We start from the raw sequence: 17,415 nt of genomic DNA, 5'->3' as shown, positions 1-17,415 counted from the left end.
AAACGCGTATGCGGTGACGATGCGTTCCGTGTGAAGTGCTACAGCGCCAGCGGCAGCGGCAGGTAGAGCGCGGCGCGGCAGCCGCCCTGCCCCGGCCCGGCGATGTTGGCCACGCTGACGGTGCCGCCGTGCAGGGCCGCCACTTCGCGCACAAAGGGCAGGCCCAGGCCGGTGCTCTTGGCGCCGCCGCCGGGGCGCGGCAGCGAGTAGAAGCGCTCGAACACGCGCCCGGCCGCGTAGTCGGGAATGCCGGGGCCGCCGTCGGCCACGTAGATTTCCACGCCCTCGCCGGGCACGCGCGCGCCCAGCGCCACCACGCCGCCGGCCGGCGCGAAGGCGATGGCGTTGTCCAGCAGATTGCCGATGGCCTGGCGCAGCAGCAGCGCGTCGCCGTGCAGCACCGGGGCGCAGTCCCGCGGCAGCTCCAGGTCCAGGCGCAGCCCGCGCGCGGCCAGCGGCGCGGCGAAGTCGCGCGCCACCTCCTGCAGCAGCGCGCCGCTATCGATGCGCTCGAGCGCGTCCAGGCGCTGCTGCTTCTCCACCCGCACCAGCGCCAGCAGCTTGTCGATCAGCTGCCGCTGGCGCGCGTTCTGGCTCAGTATGCTGGACAGGAACTGGCGGCGCTGCTCGGGCGGCATGTCCTCCTGCAGCAGCTCGGCCGAGGCCTGGATGGCGGCGATGGGGCTTTTCAGCTCGTGCGTAAGCGTGTGCATCAGCGTTTCCACATACTCCTTGCCCTCCAGCTTGACGCGCATGGCCTCCAGCGCGTGGCCCAGCGTGCCGATCTCGGTATTGCCCAGCACCGGCAGCGCCACCTTGCGGCCGGCCTGCACCTCCTCCACATAATGCATCAGCTTGCGCAGCGCGCGCGCCAGCCAGTAGGTGGACGCCAGGCCGATCAGCAGCGACAGCGCCAGCAGCAGCGCGCCGCGGCGCAGGATGTGCTGCTGGCTGCGCTCGACAAAGCCCTGCACGCTGGCGTTGGGCTTGGCCACCGTGAGCACGCCGATCAGGCGCTCGCCGTCGCGGATGGGGGCCGCCACGTGCATCACGGTGCTGTTCTCGTCGTCCTCGCGGTCGCGCGTGCTGCGCGCGCCGTACTTGCCGCGCAGGGTCAGGTAGACGTCGTTCCAGCGCGAGTAGTCCTTGCCCACCGCCTTGTTCTCGGAATCGAAACGCACGATGCCCTGCGCGTCGGTAATGTAGATGCGGTAGTCCAGCTTGTTCTTGGGCAGGCCGCTGATCTGCGCGCTGACGCCGCGCCCGGCGTAGTCGCGCATGCGCGCCAGCATGGGCGCGGCGTCGTAGGCGCCGGCGCGCACGTCGTCCGCCACCATCACGGCCAGCAGGTTGGCGGTGTCGACCAGGGTGTCCTCCAGCGTGGCGCGCACGCCCGGCTTGACCTCGGCCATGAACACATTCAGCAGGAACCAGCCGGCCAGGCCGACGATCAGGAAATAGCCCAGCAGAATGCGCAGGCCTATCCTCATGTGGCGGCCAGGCTGTAGCCCAGGCCGCGGTGGGTCTGGATCGGCTCGTTCTCGGGGGAAACCGCGCGCAGCTTGGCGCGCAGCGACTTCACATGGGCGTCCACGGTGCGGTCCAGGGTGTCGGCGGCGCCGGTCCACACGCGGTCCATCAGCTGCGCGCGCGACAGCACGTGGCCGGGATGTTCGATCAGCGTCTTGAGCAGCAGGTATTCATAGCGCGTCAGGTCCAGCGCGTGGCCGAGATACAGCACGCGCGCCTCCAGCGCCCGCAGTTCCAGCCCGGCCACGCGGCGCGCCTGGGAAGCTTGCACCGCCTGCGCCGCCGTCTGCGCGGCCTGCGGCCCCAGGCGGCGCAGGATGACGCGGATGCGCGCCACCAGCTCGCGCGGCGAGAACGGCTTGGTCACATAATCGTCGGCGCCGATCTCCAGGCCCACCACGCGGTCGATTTCATCGCTGCGGGCGGTGAGGAAGATGACGGGCGCGTCCGAGAACTGGCGCAGGCGGCGGCACACCTCCAGGCCGCTCATATCGGGCAGGCCGATGTCGAGCACCACCAGGTCCGGCGGCGGCTGGCCGCCCTCCCCGCGCATGGCCGACAGCGCCTGCTCGCCCAGCATCACGTGCAGCGGCGCGAAGCCCTCGGTGCGCAGTGCATAGGCAATGCCGTCCGCAATCGCCTGCTCATCCTCAACGATCAGGATCGTCTTAGCCATAACATTTCCAGGAACTTAACATCCGCCGAATGTACTGCGCAGCGGGCATGCTGTCCAGCGGAGAGTGCGCCGTGTGCTGCAAGAGAAATAAGGTCGTTGCACATCGCGGACCTTGTATGGATTGTTTTCCTTTATAGTTGTTTAATCCGCGACAAAAATCCATACATCCAGACAAAATGACCCGGACTCCACCCATACAAATCCCCTCCTGGCTGGGCGAATTCAGAGCGGATGGCGGGCCGCGCTATCTGCAGATCGCCGATTTCATCGAGCGCGCGCTGTCTGACGGGCGCCTGCAGCCGGGCGACCGCCTGCCGCCGCAGCGCAGCCTGGCGGCGCGGCTGGAAGTGGACCTGACCACAGTGACGCGCGCCTACGACGAGGCCAGGCGCCGCCACCTGCTGGAAGGCAGGGGCGCGGCCGGCACCTACGCGGCGGCGCCGAAAGTGGAACTGGCGCCGATGCTGGACCTGGGCATGAACATTCCTCCCCCGCCGGCCGGGGTGGATTTCGACGACATGCTGAAACTGGGCCTGTCCCAGGTACTGATGCGCACCGACAGCGATTTGCTGATGAGCTACCAGCTGGGCGGCGGCAGCCAGGCCGACCGCGCGGCGGGTGCGCTCTGGCTGGCGCCCATGTTCGGCCAGGTGGACAAGGAACACGTGGTGGCTTGTCCCGGCGCGCAGTGCGCGCTGGCGGCGCTGATCCTGGCGCTGACGCGGCCGGGCGACGCCATCCTGGCCGAGTCCACCATCTACCCCGGCCTGCGCTCGGCGGCGGAGCAGCTGGGGCGGCGCGTGGTGGCGGTGGATGCAGACGAGGACGGCATGCGCCCGGACGCGCTGGAGAAGGCCTGCAGAAAACACCGCGCGCGGCTGGTCTACCTTAACCCGACTTTGCAGAATCCCACCGCGCGCACCATGCCGGAGCAGCGCCGCCGCGAGATCGCGCAAACGGCCATCCGCTGCGGCGCGGCCATTGTCGAGGACGATCCCTATTGGCTGCTGGCGGGAGCAGCGGCGGCGGCTTCAGCCCCGCCGCCGCTGGCCCGGCTGGCGCCGCGCCACGTCTACTACATTTCCACGCTGTCGAAATGCCTGGCGCCCGGGCTGCGCACGGCCTTCGTGCTGCTGCCGGACGCGCCGGTGCGCGAGCGCTTCCTGCAGGCGCTGCGTTCGCTGGTGCTGATGCCCTCGCCGCTGGCCAGCGCGCTGGTGACGCAATGGATACACGACGGCACGGCGCAGCGCCTTCTTGAGGGAGTACGGGAGGAAGCCCGGGCGCGCCAGCAGCTGGCCGCGCAAATCCTGGCCGGCCTGGCGTTCGCGCCGGGCGGCCCCGACGGCATCCACATCTGGCTCACCTTGCCGGACTACTGGAGCGCCGGCCAGCTGGTCCAGGCCGCGCACGCCGAAGGGCTGGCCGTCACCGCCTCGGACGCCTTCGACGACAGCGCGCGGCCGCCGAACGCCATCCGCATCTCGCTGGGCAGCGTCCGCGAACGCGCGCGCCTGGCCGGCGCCCTGCGCAAGCTCTCCCACCTGCTCGGCCGCCAGCCGCCCGCGCCGCGCGCCGCCGTGGTCTGAAAAGCAAAAAGGCCAGCCCCGCGAGGGACCGGCCTTTCCTTGGCAACGGCAGAGCCGCCAGCCTTAACTCACACTGCGAATTATTGCAGTTTGATTTCTACGTCCACGCCAGCTGGCAGGTCCAGCTTCATCAGCGCGTCAACGGTCTTGTCGGTTGGGTCGACGATGTCCATCAGGCGCTGGTGGGTGCGGATTTCGAACTGGTCGCGCGAAGTCTTGTTCACGTGCGGGGAACGCAGCACGTCGTAACGCTGGATGCGGGTTGGCAGAGGTACTGGACCTTTTACCACGGCGCCGGTGCGCTTCGCGGTGTCAACGATTTCCAGAGCGGACTGGTCGATCAGCTTGTAGTCGAAAGCTTTCAGGCGGATACGGATTTTTTGGTTTGGTGCGGACATGATTATTCCTTAAAAGAACGAGCCGGCGCGGAAGCGGCGGCAATAAGTAACAAACTCAGTACAGCTAAGAGGCGAGATGATAGCACCAAAATGCCAGCCATGCCCGTCTCTGCGACAAAAAAAAGGCAGCGCCGCGAACGGCACTGCCTTCTTGTCTAACAGAGGCTATTAGGCCAGGATTTTTGCTACGACGCCGGCGCCGACGGTACGGCCGCCTTCGCGGATTGCGAAGCGCAGACCTTCTTCCATAGCGATCGGGTTGATCAGCTTAACGGTGATCGACACGTTGTCGCCTGGCATAACCATTTCTTTGTCCGCTGGCAGTTCGATCGAACCGGTCACGTCGGTGGTACGGAAGTAGAACTGTGGACGATAGTTGTTGAAGAACGGGGTGTGACGGCCGCCTTCGTCTTTCGACAGAACATAGATCTCGCCGGTGAAGTGGTTGTGCGGCTTGATCGAGCCTGGCTTCGCCAGAACCTGACCACGCTGTACGTCTTCACGCTTGGTGCCGCGCAGCAGCAGACCAACGTTGTCGCCGGCCTGACCCTGGTCCAGCAGCTTGCGGAACATTTCCACGCCGGTGCAGGTGGTTTTCACGGTGTCGGTGATACCAACGATTTCGATCTCTTCGCCGACCTTGATGATACCGCGCTCAACGCGACCGGTCACCACGGTGCCGCGGCCCGAGATCGAGAACACGTCTTCCACTGGCATCAGGAAGGCGCCGTCCACTGCGCGCTCTGGCGTAGGGATGTAGCTGTCCAGTGCGTCGGCCAGAGCCATGATGGCTACTTCGCCCAGAGGACCGGTGTCGCCGTCCAGTGCTTTACGTGCCGAACCTTTGATGATCGGCAGGTCGTCGCCTGGGAACTCGTATTTCGACAGCAGCTCGCGCACTTCCATCTCAACCAGTTCCAGCAGCTCTTCGTCGTCGACCAGGTCGCACTTGTTCAGGAACACAACGATGTATGGAACGCCAACTTGGCGGGCCAGCAGGATGTGCTCGCGGGTCTGTGGCATTGGGCCGTCAGCTGCGGAGCAAACCAGGATCGCGCCGTCCATCTGCGCTGCACCGGTAATCATGTTTTTGATGTAGTCGGCGTGGCCTGGGCAGTCAACGTGAGCGTAGTGACGCGATGCGGTCTCGTACTCAACGTGGGCGGTGTTGATGGTAATGCCGCGTGCTTTTTCTTCTGGTGCTGCGTCGATCTGGTCGTAAGCTTTAGCTTCGCCGCCGAATTTCTTCGACAGAACGGTAGCGATTGCTGCGGTCAGGGTGGTTTTACCGTGGTCAACGTGACCGATAGTGCCGACGTTGACGTGCGGTTTAGTCCGCTCGAATTTACCTTTTGCCATTTTATTCTTCCTTAGAACAAGATTTAAAGTTGTCCGGCCAGGGGGATCGTCCCCCGGCCGGTCAATTCATTATTTTACTTCGCTTTAGCAGTCACGATTGCATCGGTTACGTGCTTAGGCGCTTCCGAGTAGTGCTTGAATTCCATCGTGTAGGTTGCACGGCCTTGCGTTGCGGAACGCAGGGTGGTCGAGTAACCGAACATTTCCGACAGAGGCACTTCGGCTTTGATGATCTTGCCGCCGCCGCCTGGGATTTCGTCCATGCCCTGCACCATACCGCGGCGGGACGACAGGTCGCCCATCACGGAACCGGCGTAGTCTTCCGGCGTTTCCACTTCCACTGCCATCATTGGTTCCAGGATGACTGGAGCCGCTTTACGGCAGCCGTCCTTGAAGGCCATCGAAGCAGCCATGCGGAACGCGTTTTCGTTCGAGTCCACGTCGTGGTACGAACCGAAGAACAGCGTTACCTTCACGTCCACCACTGGGTAGCCGGCCAGTACGCCAGAAGGCAGCGTTTCGCGCACGCCTTTTTCTACTGCAGGGATGTATTCGCGAGGCACGGTACCGCCCTTGATCGCGTCGACGAATTCGAAGCCCTTGCCTGGCTCTTGCGGCTCGATCTTCAGAACCACGTGGCCGTATTGGCCGCGGCCACCGGATTGCTTGACGAATTTGCCTTCGATCTCTTCGCACACCTTGCGGATCGTTTCGCGGTAAGCCACTTGTGGCTTGCCGACGGTCGCTTCCACGCCGAATTCGCGCTTCATGCGGTCAACGATAATTTCCAGGTGCAGCTCGCCCATACCACCAATGATGGTCTGGCCCGACTCTTCGTCGGTCTTCACGCGGAACGACGGATCTTCCTGTGCCAGGCGGTTCAGTGCCAGACCCATTTTTTCCTGGTCGGCCTTGGTTTTTGGCTCGACAGCCTGCTGAATCACCGGCTCTGGGAACACCATGCGTTCCAGCACGATGATCGACGCTGGATCGCACAGGGTTTCGCCGGTGGTCACGTCTTTCAGACCAACCGCAGCAGCGATGTCGCCGGCGCGCACTTCTTTGATCTCTTCACGCTGGTTGGCGTGCATCTGCAGAATACGGCCCAGACGCTCTTTACGGCCTTTTACCGAGTTGTACACGGTGTCGCCCGAATTGATGGCGCCCGAGTACACGCGGAAGAAGGCCAGCTGGCCGACGAACGGGTCGGTCATGATCTTGAAGGCCAGTGCCGAGAATTTCTCGTCGTCAGCTGCTTTACGCGATGCTGGCTCTTCGTTCTCGTCGGTACCGGTCACGTCGTCGATGTCGACTGGCGATGGCAGGTATTCGATCACGGCGTCCAGCATGGCCTGCACGCCCTTGTTCTTGAAGGCGGTGCCGCACAGCATAGGAACGATCTCGGAAGCGATGGTGCGGTCGCGCAGCGCTTTCTTGATCTCGGCTTCCGACAGGTCGCCTTCTTCCAGGTATTTGTTCATCAGGTCTTCGGTCGCTTCAGCAGCGGCTTCAACCATCTTCTCGCGCCACTCGGCGGCCGATGCGGCCAGCTCTGCAGGGATATCGACGTAGTCGAACTTCATGCCCTGGGACGCGTCGTCCCAGATGATGGCTTTCATCTTGACCAGGTCGATCACGCCTTTGAAGTTGTCTTCAGCGCCGATAGGGATCTGGATCAGGACCGGGTTTGCCTTCAGGCGAGCGCGCATCTGCTCGTAGACCTTGAAGAAGTTGGCGCCGGTACGGTCCATCTTGTTGACGAAGGCCAGACGTGGCACTTTGTACTTGTTAGCCTGACGCCATACGGTTTCCGACTGTGGCTGTACACCGCCCACTGCGCAGTAAACCATGCAAGCGCCGTCGAGCACGCGCATCGAGCGTTCAACTTCAATGGTGAAGTCAACGTGGCCCGGGGTGTCGATGATGTTGATGTGGTGCTCAGGGAAGTTGTTCGCCATGCCCTTCCAGAAGCAGGTGGTCGCTGCGGAAGTAATGGTGATGCCGCGCTCTTGTTCCTGCTCCATCCAGTCCATGGTGGCTGCGCCGTCGTGCACTTCACCGATTTTGTGGTTCACGCCGGTGTAGAACAGCACGCGCTCGGTGGTGGTGGTTTTACCAGCGTCGATGTGAGCGGAGATACCGATGTTGCGGTAGCGCTCAATGGGGGTCTTGCGGGCCATAATAGATCCTAAATCTTTTAATGTACAAAACCGGACGCCATTTCTTCCAAAATGAGCCCGGCTTCGAACAAATGATTAAACGGCCGGAGCACCAGGCTCCAGCCAGTTTTATTAGAAGCGGAAGTGCGAGAACGCCTTGTTCGCTTCAGCCATACGGTGCACTTCGTCACGCTTTTTCATCGCACCGCCACGGCCTTCGGCCGCTTCCAGCAACTCACCGCCGAGGCGTTGTGGCATGGATTTTTCGCTGCGCTTGTTCGCGGCTTCACGCAGCCAGCGCATCGACAGAGCCATACGGCGCACTGGGCGGACTTCAACCGGCACCTGGTAGTTTGCACCACCAACGCGACGGGATTTCACTTCAACCAGCGGCTTGGCGTTGTTGATCGCGGTGGCGAACACTTCCAGCGGGTCTTTGCCGGACTTGGCAGCGATGTGCTCGAAAGCACCGTAGATGATGTTTTCTGCGACGGACTTTTTGCCCGACAGCATCAGCACGTTAACGAATTTGGCGACATCAGTGTTGCCGAATTTTGGATCCGGCAGAATCTCGCGCTTGGGTACTTCACGACGACGTGGCATATCAATTCCTTTCAATCTTCAGTTGAGCTTGCGGCGATATGTTCCGCAGCTCGCGGATCACCATCATAGTGGTCCACTTACTCGGTCAGTTCGACCGATACATTCACTTAGTTAGCTGCCACTAGGCGAAACTTGTATTACTTCTTACCTGCTTTAGCGCGCTTGGTACCGTACTTCGAGCGAGCTTGCTTACGGTCTTTAACGCCCTGGGTATCCAGTGCACCGCGAACCATGTGGTAACGCACACCCGGCAAGTCTTTTACACGACCGCCGCGCAGCAGAACAACGCTGTGCTCTTGCAGGTTGTGGCCTTCACCGCCGATGTACGAAATCACTTCGAAACCGTTGGTCAGACGCACTTTGGCAACTTTACGCAGTGCCGAGTTAGGCTTCTTAGGAGTGGTGGTGTACACACGGGTGCAAACGCCACGTTTTTGCGGGCTGTTTTCCAGCGCCGGCGATTTGCTCTTCACGCGCAGCGAAACGCGTGGGTTGCGAATCAATTGATTGATGGTTGGCATCGTTGTTAATCCAACAAAATTACTACCGTTGACAACCCGGACAAGCGCCCGGGGGCTAAAACCTAGTCCCGACTCACTACTAGATGCGGCATCGAAGGCGCGAGCAGCCACTCACCAGGAGCGGCCTGCAAAAAGCGTATACGATGCGCAGAATAAATCGAGAACTCGCGAGTATAGACTGGTAAACAAGTCGAGTCAAACCCTTTCGCCGCCGGAAGGTCCGCCGCTGCGGCATTTCGGCAGCATACCTGCAATATGGAAACTGTTACCATTTCCGCCATGCCGAACCAGAATATCTTCATCAGCCTGGCGTCCTACCTGGACCCGATGCTGTTCTTCACGCTCAATGAAGCGGTGGCCAAGGCCGCCCGCCCGGAGCGCCTGCGCATCGCCGTGGTGGACCAGCATTATGCCAGCCAGCGCGCCGCCATCGCCGCGCTACCCTTCGCCGGGCTGATACGCTATGTGCACGTGCAGGTGCAGGACACGCTGGGCGTGAGCTGGGCGCGCAACCAGGCCTTCTCGCTGTACGACGGCGAGCAGTACCTGCTGCAGATCGACTCCCACACCTGCTTCGAGCCCGGCTGGGACGAGTCGCTGCGGCGCCAGCACGCGCAGCTGCGCGAGCTGTCGGCCAAGCCGGTGCTGAGCACCTACCCCTACCGCTTCGACATGGTGGACGGCCAGCCGCAGTACGCCGCGCCCGAGGGCAAGACCGTGCTGGTGCTGCGGCCGCATCCGGACACGCCGCTGGCGCCCGGCGGCGACGTGGTGCTGCGCTTTATCGCCAAGCACCTGTTCACCGACCGCCCGGTGCCGGCCTGCCACATCGCCGGCGGCTTCGTGTTCTGCGAAGGCAGCTTTATCGACGAAGTGCCTTACGACCCCTTCCTGTACTTCCACGGCGAGGAGCAGAGCCTGGCGGTGCGCGCCTGGACCCGGGGCTGGGACATCTACCACCCGCTGCACGTGCCGCTCTACCACTTATATAAGGCGCCCAACACGCCGCACGAAAGCCACCACTGGCACGGCGAGGTGGACCGGCTGCGCGCCTTCAGCGGCGCCTACCTGACGGCGCGCGCGGCCGAGCGCCTCAAGCGCCTGCTGTGCGGCGACGGCCTGCCGGGCGCCTACGGCCTGGGCAGCGTGCGGACCATGGAGCAATACAGCGCCTTCAGCGGCATCGACTACCGCGCCGGCGCCGTGCGCGACACCTTCAACGGCCAGCTCTGCTGAAAAGCTCGCCGCGCGGGCCAAAGGGCCGGATAATGGGAAACTTTTTTTTCGTGTCTGGTGTCATGCGTCATCTGTTTCGTCCCTCCGCCGTCCCCTCCGCCACGCCGCAGGCCGCCCGGCTCTTCCTGCTGCTGAGTTACCTGGCCTTGTCGGCCGTGCCCTTTGTGCCCCTGCTGCTGGGCAAGCCGGTGGAAGCGCCCTGGCAGACGCTGGGCATGGAGGTGGTGACCTGGGCCGGCGTGTGGGCCGTGTTCCAGCGCCCGGCCTGGTTCCACTGGCTGCTGCTGCCGGCCTTCCTGGCGCTGCCCACGGAGGTCTACCTGATCATCTATTACGGCCAGGGCATTTCGACGCACCACCTGGGCATCATTGCCGAGACCAGCCCCAAGGAGGCGATGGAGTTCCTGGGCCGCACGGTCTACCTGATGGCGGCGGTGCTGGCGGGCGTGATCGCCTGGTTCTTCGCCAGCTGGTACGCGGCAATCAGGACGCAGGCGCTGGCCTGGCGGGGCGCCTCGCGCTGGGTGGGGCTGGCCATCGTGGCGGTGCTGGCGGCCGTGGCCGGCTACGGCTGGGAATTCGGCGTGGCGGGCCGGCCCGCCGCCAAGCCTGCGCATAAGTCGGCGTCCGCGCCGGCATCGGCCAGCGTGCAGTCCTCCGGCTTTGGCGACGGCGCCTCGGCCGAGGTGGAAGACGCGGAGGAAGAGGACGAAGCGGACAGCGCGGCGAGCAGCGGCGCCAGCCCGGCGGCCGCCCGCACCGGCTGGAAGCTGGCGCCGCTGGCATGGTGGGCCAGGGTGCCAGTCGACTTCTCGGCCTTCACCAACACCTGGCCCTTCGGCCTGATGTGGCGCGGACTGGACTTCTACCACGAGCGCCAGCACCTGGCCGAGCTGGGCCAGCGCAGCAGCACCTTTACCTTCAAGGCGCACCAGGACGGCGGCAGCGGCGGCGCCAACGCCGCCCCGGCCGAGCCGCAGGTGGTGGTCATGGTGCTGGGCGAATCGTCGCGCTACGACCGCTGGAGCCTGAACGGCTACGAGCGCGAAACCAATCCGCTGCTGGCCAAGGAGGACAAGCTGGTCACGCTGCGCGACGTCATCACGCCGGTGTCGGCCACGCGCCTGTCGGTGCCGGTCATCATCTCGCGCAAGCCCGCCACGCAAAGCCTGAAGGACGGCTTTGCCGAGAAATCCTTCATTACCGCCTACAAGGAGGCGGGCTTCAAGACCTACTGGCTGTCGAACCAGATCTCCTTCGGGCAGTACGACACGCCGGTGTCCGTATTCGCCAAGGAGGCGGACGTGATCCAATTCCTCAACCTGGGCGGCTTCACCAACAACTCCAATTTCGACCAGGTGCTGTTCGACCCGCTCAAGCACGCGCTGGCCGACCCGGCGCCGAAAAAGCTGATCGTCCTGCACTCGCTGGGCAGCCACTGGAACTACAGCCAGCGGCATCCCAAGGAGTTCGACAAATGGCGGCCCTCGCTGTACGGCGTGAGCAATCCCGCCTACACCGACCTCAAGCTCAAGCCGCAGCTCAACAACAGCTACGACAACTCCATCTTGTATACCGACTGGTTCCTGTCGCAAGTCATCGGCACGCTCAAGGACAAGCGCATCAATGCCTCCATGCTGTACGTGGCCGACCACGGCCAGACCCTGTACGACGGCAGCTGCCGCCTGGCCTTCCATGGCCACAACACGCAATACGAATTCCACGTGCCCGCCTTCGTCTGGTACTCCGATCAGTACGAGGAGCGCTATCCCGGCAAGGTGCAGCAGCTGCTCAAGCACAAGAAAGCGCGGCTGGCCACGGAAAACATGTTCCACACCCTGCTCGACATGGGCGACATCCGCTACGAAGGCGAGCGCCTGGAGTGGAGTTTCCTGAGCCCGAAATTCAAGCAGCACAAGCGCTACGTCGACAGCTACGGCTGGACCAACTACGACAACGCCATCATCAAAGGCGACTGCCGCGAGGTCATCGACAAAAGCAAACCGCTGAAACAAGAGTAATCCGCCCAACCGTCGCCCGGCAAAGGAAAACGCCATGACCGCCAGCTTGCGCCTCACCTCCATCGACATGCTGCGCGGCCTGGTCATCGTCCTGATGGCGCTCGACCACACGCGCGACTTCTTCGGCCCGGCGCTGTTCGACCCGGAAGACCTGGCCGCCACCACGCCCGCCTGGTACTGGACGCGCTGGATCACCCACCTGTGCGCCACCGTGTTCGTCTTCCTGGCCGGCGCCTCCGCTTGGCTGCGCGGCGCCAAAGCGGGCCAGGCCGGCGACGCCCGCCCCGCCCTGTCACGCTACCTCGCCACGCGCGGCTTACTGCTACTGGTGCTGGAAGCGACCTGGATCAGCTTCAGCTGGCAGTTCGGCTACAACGTCATCATCCTGCAAGTGATCTGGGCCATCGGCATGGGCATGGTGGTGCTGGCGGCGCTGGTGTGGCTGCCGCGCTGGGGCATTGCACTGATCGCCGCGCTGCTGATCTGCTGCCACAACGCCCTGGACGGCTGGCACCCGGGCGGCCTGCTCTGGCAGGCCCTGCACGAACGCGGCTACCACCCTGTGAGCGACAGCTTCGGCATCGTCTTCGCCTACCCGCTGCTGCCCTGGCTGGGCCTGATGGCGGCAGGCTACGCCACCGGTCCGCTATTCGGCCCCGGCGTGCCCGCAGCCCGGCGCCAGCGGCAGCTATGGCTCGCCGCCGCCGCGCTGATGCTGGCCTTCGTGCTGCTGCGCTCCGTGAACCTGTACGGCGACCCCGGCCCGTGGAGCGCGCAAGGGCGCGGCTGGATGTTGGACCTGATGTCCTTCGTGCGCGTGCACAAATATCCGCCGTCGCTGCAATATCTACTGGTAACCGGCAGCATAGGCCTGGCACTGCTGGCCATGTTCGAGCGCATATTCGACCGCGCGGACGCGCCGGCGGGCGAACAGGTGCGGCCGCTGGCCTGGCTGCAGCTGTTCGGCCGCACACCCATGTTCTTCTACACCGTGCACATCGCGCTGATCCACCTGCTGGGCAACCTCTACTTCGATCTGCGCTTTGGCGGCACGCCCGACTTCAACGGTCCCACGCCCCGCATGCCCGCCGGCTACGAGCCCTCGCTGCCCGCCGTCTACCTGGCCTGGGTCTGCATGCTGCTCATCATGTACGCCCTCACCCGCCTGTGGCTGCGCTGGCGCAAGCCCGCAGCTCCGGCAAATGGAAATTAGGGCACGGGGCTCGAAACCGGAAATAGTGGCATCTTCCACAGCCTCATTCATGAGCTCTATGGTCCGGCGTAATTTGGCGTATTGCAGATCAGGACGCTTGGCCAGCAAGCTGTGCGTCCATTCTTCGTGAATGCGATCACTCCATCTGGCGCGAAACACACCGTCAGCAGCCAGGCTTAACAGCAAATCCCTTAGCGCCGCCGGGTAGAGAACGCACGCATCAAGCACCGCTGTGTAGCGATGATATCCGGCCACCTAATAGCCCATGTCCAGTTCCTGTGCCTGATCCGCCAAGGCCTGCAAAGCGGTCTGCGAAGCCCGATAGCGTTCGTCCTTATAGCGCATGGCTTCATCCAGCGTGATTCGCCGGTGGCTTCCAACCTTATGAAAGGCTATCTCTCCTCGCTCCAGCAGTTTCACCAAATGCGGACGGGATACATTCAGGAATATGGCAGCCTCTTGCGTGGTCAAGTCGAGCTCCTTCGGCACGATAGAGACCGTTTTTCCTTGGGCCAACGCGCCCAGCATGTCCGCGAACATTCTCAGTACTTGGGGCGGCAGCCGCAAAATGGCCTGCCCATCCTGGCTTTCCGCCCTGTTGTCGATGAGCGCGATACTGACCGGGTGTGAATGGTCCAGCGAACTGGCCAAGCGTCGCTGCGCAGCTTGCACCAGTTCAATTTCTTCCCTCCCATTCAATAGGATTTTGTTGCCAGCATCCTCTGCCATTTCCGACTCCACATGAATAGACACTCAATTCATTGTAGGCGAATTAATCGTAATAATCGAAATAAGTGAAAGGGCATCGCATCAAGCCGCTTGCAGGACATGGCCGCAGTCATCGGGGTGGGCGAGGTAGTCGCTGAGCCAGGCGTGGACCTGGGCGGCTTTCGATTCGATGGCGGGGCCGAAGCCGTGCGTGGCGAGCAGGGTCAGGCCGTTGGTCTGCGCCAGCACGCCGGCACGCACGCGCAGCTGGCCATCTTCGGCGCCGACGCACATGGGTGCAAGACGGTGAGCCAGCAGGGGCGCCAGCACCAGGTTGTGCGAGGAGACGACCACCGTACCGTGCTGCGCCAGCGTGTCCAGCACGGCGGCGGCGCCGGAGACGGATTCGAGGTGGTTGGTGCCACGGAAAATTTCGTCGATGATGAAGAAGGCGCGGCCAGCGCGGGCCAGCGCCAGCAGCTCGTGCGCGCGGCGCAGCTCGGCGATGTAGAGGCTTTCGCCGCCCGAGAGCGAGTCTTCGCTTTGCATGCTTGAATAGACCGGCAGCAGCGGCACGCTGGCGCTGCGCGCGTAGCAGAAGCCGAAGGCGCGCGCGGTGATCAGGTTCAGGCCCAGCGTGCGCAGCAAGGTGCTTTTGCCGATGCCGTTCTGGCCGGAGATGAAGGCGCCGCCGCCGTCGCCCGCCAGCGCGAACGTGAGCGGCATGGCTTGCTCAAGCAGCGGGTGCACGACGCGGTCCAGCGCCAGCTCGCCGCTTGCCAATCCGTCGGGGGCGGCGGCCCAGCAAACTACTGGCGCGGCGCGCAGTTCGCGGGCCAGTGCCAGGTCGGCCTCCAGGCCGGCCACCATGCGGAAGCTTTCGCGCAGGAAGTCGCGCTGGGCGAGCACCAAATCGCGGCCGGCGAAGTAGCGGCGGATATTGGTCAAGCCTATCCATTCGCCATATTCCTTCAGGCCGGGAACGAAGCTCTCCAGCGGCGAACGGCCCAGCTGGCGGCTGATCTTGCCCGCCTGCGCGGCGCCGCTGGAGAATGGCGCGGCGATGGCGGCGGCGCCCTCCCCCAGCTTGCCGAGCAGGCTGTGTGCGCGCAACTGGAGCTGCATGGTCTGCACCAGCCGCTCCCATTGCTGCGATTGATCGTAAAACTTCACCTGCACACCCATCAGCAGCGCCCACAGCCCCAGCGCCAGCAGGCTGGCGGGCCACCAGAGCAGCGTCGCGGCCGCAGTGATCAGCATGGCGGGGCCAAGAAACTTGAGCCAGCGGGTCCAGCGCGGCGCGGGGGCGGGTCCGGCGCCGAACAGCATGCCTGCAATTTCAGCTTCCGAGGAACGCAGGCCGCTGCAGGCGGCCTGCAGGGCGCTGCGGCCTGCTTCGTCCTCCGCGAGCGCACGCACGCGGGCAACGGCGTCCGCGCCGGCTACGCCGCCATGCAGGCGGCGGTGCAGCTCCTGCTGGCCAAAGATGCTGGTTTCGCGCGCCAGGCGGTCCAAATACTGGTCGAGCAGCATGTCGTCCCAGGTCTGCTGGTCCAGCAGCGCGGGCGGGGCTTCTCCGGAGGCAGACAGTGCGCGGGTGTACAGCGCCACGTCGCTGCGCGCAAAGGGATAGTCGATAAGGGGAGCGTTGAAGCCGGCCAGCAGTTTGAACATGTCCGCACGAGTCGTGATTGAATTCCTGGCAAGTTGCGGCGATTGCCAGGAATTCAATACGCATGCTCAGCGGATTTTGTAGAGCCTGACCTTCTGCGCGGACCAGCGGTCGCCGTCAAGGCGGATGTGGCGGCCCTGGTGGGTCTGGTCGCCGTTCATCCAGCGCTCGTCCTGCCACACGCCGTCCTTGAAGCTGCCTTCGGTGGCTTTCTCGATGCCCACCACCGTGGCCGGGCCGGCCGGGTCGCGGAAGGTGACGGTGATGCCTTTGCCTGCGACGACGAATTCGTCTTCGCCGGTCCGGATCACCAGCCCGCCACGGCCCTCGAACTCCAGGCTCTCGGTCTTGCCCCACTGGTTGGCCAGGCTCACTTCGAGCTGGTAGCCGCCCAGCGCCACCTTGGCCGGCGTGGGATCGACCACACCGTCATACGAGACGTTGGCCTTGAAACCGCGCATCACGCCCTTGCCCTGCGACTGCATGATGAGCGGCGTCATTTGCTTGAGCAGCGCGTAGGCGCCGCGCAGCGGATCGTTGGGCGCGCGCTCGATGTCCTCGATGCCGAAGGGCGAATAGCCTATCGCATCCAGCTCGCCTATCGAGAAGAAGGCATTGGCGCCCAGCTCGGGACGGCCGATGCGGTTGCCCTCCGGGACAAACAACGGATTGTCCGGCCGCTTGAACTGCCGCGCCCATTCCGCGAAGTTGGCGAAATAGGTGTCGATGGCGAGTATGTCGACCGCAGGCGCGGCGGCTTTCCAGATGTCGAACAGGTGCGGCAGCGGCCCCGCGCTCGGATATTCGCCGGGCTTCTTGCCGGGACGGTTCAGCGCCACGTTCACGAACATGGGCAAGGCGTAGGCGGCCTTGCCCGCTGCCGTCAGCTCATTGGTGAAGGCGGCGTAGTACCAGGCCTGGAAAACTTCCTGCGCTTCGATGGAATCGCCGAACACCTCGTCCCAGCTGCCCGCGCTGCGGCCGCCGTGGCTTTCCCATAGCTTGCGCACAATGGGGTGCAGGTTGGCGCGGTTGGCGGCCAGGTAGGCGGTGAGCTGCGCAGGGACCGGGCCGGCGAAAGCGGCGTTGGCGGGCGCGCTGTAGTCGCGCACGTCCGGCAGCATGCCGATCTCGTTCTCGACCTGCACCATCAGCACGGTGCGCTGCGTGTCCGCTTGCGCGAGGTGCTTCATCATGGCGGCAAAGGCCGCCGAATCGGCCTTCAGCGTGGCGGCGCTGAACGGAGAGAGGATGTCCTGCACGTCGCCGGCGCGGTTGCGCGCGCGCGGGAAGCGCTGCTGGTCGCGCTTGACGAAGGGCGGCATATAAGTGGACATGGAGTTCTTCCATGCGCCGAACCACAGCAGGATCAAGCGGCTGTTGCTGGCGCGCGCCTGCTTCAGCATGCCGTCCAGCACGGTGAAATCGAAGCGGCCTTCCTGCGGTTCGATCTGGTCCCACTCAACCGGAGCCAGTACCGTATTCACGCCGGCTGCTTTCAGCGGCGCCCACAGTTTTTCAAGAAAAGGGAGATGGGAAGCGGAGGAGTTGTGCAACTCTCCGCCGAGCACCAGGAAGGGATGGTTGTCGACGATGATTTGCACTGCTGTGCCCTGCTTGCGCAACTGCGGCACGGGTGCATCGGCGGCGGCAACCACGGCGGACGATGCGCACAGCATCGCCGCCAGGGTTGCCGCAGGCCGCCATCGCTTGGGGAAGCGAGGGCTCAT

At 64.0% G+C, this 17,415-nt stretch carries 14 protein-coding genes; 4 read left to right on the top strand and 10 right to left on the bottom strand.

What is annotated here, in order from left to right:
• Positions 1 to 38: 38 nt before the first annotated feature.
• Positions 39 to 1,490, bottom strand: coding sequence for a two-component system sensor histidine kinase CreC (gene creC, locus KT882_RS04000; RefSeq protein WP_228894523.1), 1,452 nt, complete (start codon positions 1,488 to 1,490; stop codon positions 39 to 41).
• A complete protein-coding gene (gene creB / locus KT882_RS03995; protein WP_161071438.1) occupies positions 1,487 to 2,206 on the bottom strand; it encodes a two-component system response regulator CreB in 720 nt (239 codons plus the stop codon). Before creB ends, creC begins: the two co-directional genes overlap by 4 nt.
• A gap of 176 nt (positions 2,207 to 2,382) precedes the next feature.
• Here creB and KT882_RS03990 point away from each other — a divergent pair, with 176 nt between their 5' ends.
• A complete protein-coding gene (locus KT882_RS03990; RefSeq protein WP_228894521.1) occupies positions 2,383 to 3,795 on the top strand; it encodes an aminotransferase-like domain-containing protein in 1,413 nt (470 codons plus the stop codon).
• An 80-nt stretch (positions 3,796 to 3,875) separates the two neighbouring features.
• Here the strand turns inward: KT882_RS03990 and rpsJ are convergent, their stop codons facing one another.
• From rpsJ to rpsL, 5 genes are all read right to left on the bottom strand, one after another.
• Positions 3,876 to 4,193, bottom strand: a complete 318-nt coding sequence (gene rpsJ, locus KT882_RS03985) for a 30S ribosomal protein S10 (protein WP_028101676.1) — start codon at positions 4,191 to 4,193, stop codon at positions 3,876 to 3,878.
• Between the two features lie 168 nt (positions 4,194 to 4,361).
• Positions 4,362 to 5,552, bottom strand: a complete 1,191-nt coding sequence (gene tuf / locus KT882_RS03980; protein ID WP_161071440.1) for an elongation factor Tu — start codon at positions 5,550 to 5,552, stop codon at positions 4,362 to 4,364.
• A gap of 74 nt (positions 5,553 to 5,626) precedes the next feature.
• Positions 5,627 to 7,732, bottom strand: coding sequence for an elongation factor G (gene fusA / locus KT882_RS03975; protein ID WP_161071441.1), 2,106 nt, complete (start codon positions 7,730 to 7,732; stop codon positions 5,627 to 5,629).
• 111 nt (positions 7,733 to 7,843) lie between these two features.
• Positions 7,844 to 8,314, bottom strand: coding sequence for a 30S ribosomal protein S7 (gene rpsG, locus KT882_RS03970; RefSeq protein WP_161071442.1), 471 nt, complete (start codon positions 8,312 to 8,314; stop codon positions 7,844 to 7,846).
• A gap of 137 nt (positions 8,315 to 8,451) precedes the next feature.
• Entirely contained in the window at positions 8,452 to 8,835 is a 384-nt protein-coding gene (rpsL, locus tag KT882_RS03965; RefSeq protein WP_056392507.1) for a 30S ribosomal protein S12, read from the bottom strand.
• A 255-nt stretch (positions 8,836 to 9,090) separates the two neighbouring features.
• Between rpsL and KT882_RS03960 the strand changes: the two genes are divergently transcribed.
• From KT882_RS03960 to KT882_RS03950, 3 genes are all read left to right on the top strand, one after another.
• Positions 9,091 to 10,071, top strand: coding sequence for a GlcNAc-transferase family protein (locus KT882_RS03960; protein WP_228894520.1), 981 nt, complete (start codon positions 9,091 to 9,093; stop codon positions 10,069 to 10,071).
• A 62-nt stretch (positions 10,072 to 10,133) separates the two neighbouring features.
• Complete coding sequence (locus tag KT882_RS03955; protein ID WP_228894519.1) at positions 10,134 to 12,092, top strand: phosphoethanolamine transferase; 1,959 nt, start codon at positions 10,134 to 10,136, stop codon at positions 12,090 to 12,092.
• A gap of 34 nt (positions 12,093 to 12,126) precedes the next feature.
• Positions 12,127 to 13,305, top strand: coding sequence for a DUF1624 domain-containing protein (locus tag KT882_RS03950; RefSeq protein WP_228894516.1), 1,179 nt, complete (start codon positions 12,127 to 12,129; stop codon positions 13,303 to 13,305).
• Positions 13,306 to 13,560: 255 nt separating this feature from the next.
• On the opposite strand, the gene KT882_RS03945 is transcribed toward KT882_RS03950, so the two are convergent.
• From KT882_RS03945 to KT882_RS03935, 3 genes are all read right to left on the bottom strand, one after another.
• Positions 13,561 to 14,034, bottom strand: coding sequence for a helix-turn-helix domain-containing protein (locus KT882_RS03945; RefSeq protein ID WP_228894515.1), 474 nt, complete (start codon positions 14,032 to 14,034; stop codon positions 13,561 to 13,563).
• An 81-nt stretch (positions 14,035 to 14,115) separates the two neighbouring features.
• A complete protein-coding gene (locus tag KT882_RS03940) occupies positions 14,116 to 15,687 on the bottom strand; it encodes a MutS-related protein (RefSeq protein ID WP_228894514.1) in 1,572 nt (523 codons plus the stop codon).
• Positions 15,688 to 15,753: 66 nt separating this feature from the next.
• Positions 15,754 to 17,415, bottom strand: a complete 1,662-nt coding sequence (locus KT882_RS03935) for a GH35 family beta-galactosidase (RefSeq protein WP_228894513.1) — start codon at positions 17,413 to 17,415, stop codon at positions 15,754 to 15,756.

Source organism: Pseudoduganella aquatica, assembly GCF_020865585.1.
Taxonomy (GTDB): Bacteria; Pseudomonadota; Gammaproteobacteria; order Burkholderiales; family Burkholderiaceae_D; genus Rugamonas; species Rugamonas aquatica_A.
Note: the sequence above shows the minus strand (reverse complement) of the source record. Positions and strands in the feature narration are given on the sequence as shown.

What these genes read in the sequence shown, in the direction of transcription:
- creC (WP_228894523.1), bottom strand. Translation starts at nt 1,490, where the DNA reads ATGAGGATAGGCCTGCGCATTCTGCTGGGCTATTTCCTGATCGTCGGC.
- creB (WP_161071438.1), bottom strand. Translation starts at nt 2,206, where the DNA reads ATGGCTAAGACGATCCTGATCGTTGAGGATGAGCAGGCGATTGCGGAC.
- KT882_RS03990 (WP_228894521.1), top strand. Translation starts at nt 2,383, where the DNA reads ATGACCCGGACTCCACCCATACAAATCCCCTCCTGGCTGGGCGAATTC.
- rpsJ (WP_028101676.1), bottom strand. Translation starts at nt 4,193, where the DNA reads ATGTCCGCACCAAACCAAAAAATCCGTATCCGCCTGAAAGCTTTCGAC.
- tuf (WP_161071440.1), bottom strand. Translation starts at nt 5,552, where the DNA reads ATGGCAAAAGGTAAATTCGAGCGGACTAAACCGCACGTCAACGTCGGC.
- fusA (WP_161071441.1), bottom strand. Translation starts at nt 7,732, where the DNA reads ATGGCCCGCAAGACCCCCATTGAGCGCTACCGCAACATCGGTATCTCC.
- rpsG (WP_161071442.1), bottom strand. Translation starts at nt 8,314, where the DNA reads ATGCCACGTCGTCGTGAAGTACCCAAGCGCGAGATTCTGCCGGATCCA.
- rpsL (WP_056392507.1), bottom strand. Translation starts at nt 8,835, where the DNA reads ATGCCAACCATCAATCAATTGATTCGCAACCCACGCGTTTCGCTGCGC.
- KT882_RS03960 (WP_228894520.1), top strand. Translation starts at nt 9,091, where the DNA reads ATGGAAACTGTTACCATTTCCGCCATGCCGAACCAGAATATCTTCATC.
- KT882_RS03955 (WP_228894519.1), top strand. Translation starts at nt 10,134, where the DNA reads ATGCGTCATCTGTTTCGTCCCTCCGCCGTCCCCTCCGCCACGCCGCAG.
- KT882_RS03950 (WP_228894516.1), top strand. Translation starts at nt 12,127, where the DNA reads ATGACCGCCAGCTTGCGCCTCACCTCCATCGACATGCTGCGCGGCCTG.
- KT882_RS03945 (WP_228894515.1), bottom strand. Translation starts at nt 14,034, where the DNA reads ATGGCAGAGGATGCTGGCAACAAAATCCTATTGAATGGGAGGGAAGAA.
- KT882_RS03940 (WP_228894514.1), bottom strand. Translation starts at nt 15,687, where the DNA reads ATGTTCAAACTGCTGGCCGGCTTCAACGCTCCCCTTATCGACTATCCC.
- KT882_RS03935 (WP_228894513.1), bottom strand. Translation starts at nt 17,415, where the DNA reads ATGAGCCCTCGCTTCCCCAAGCGATGGCGGCCTGCGGCAACCCTGGCG.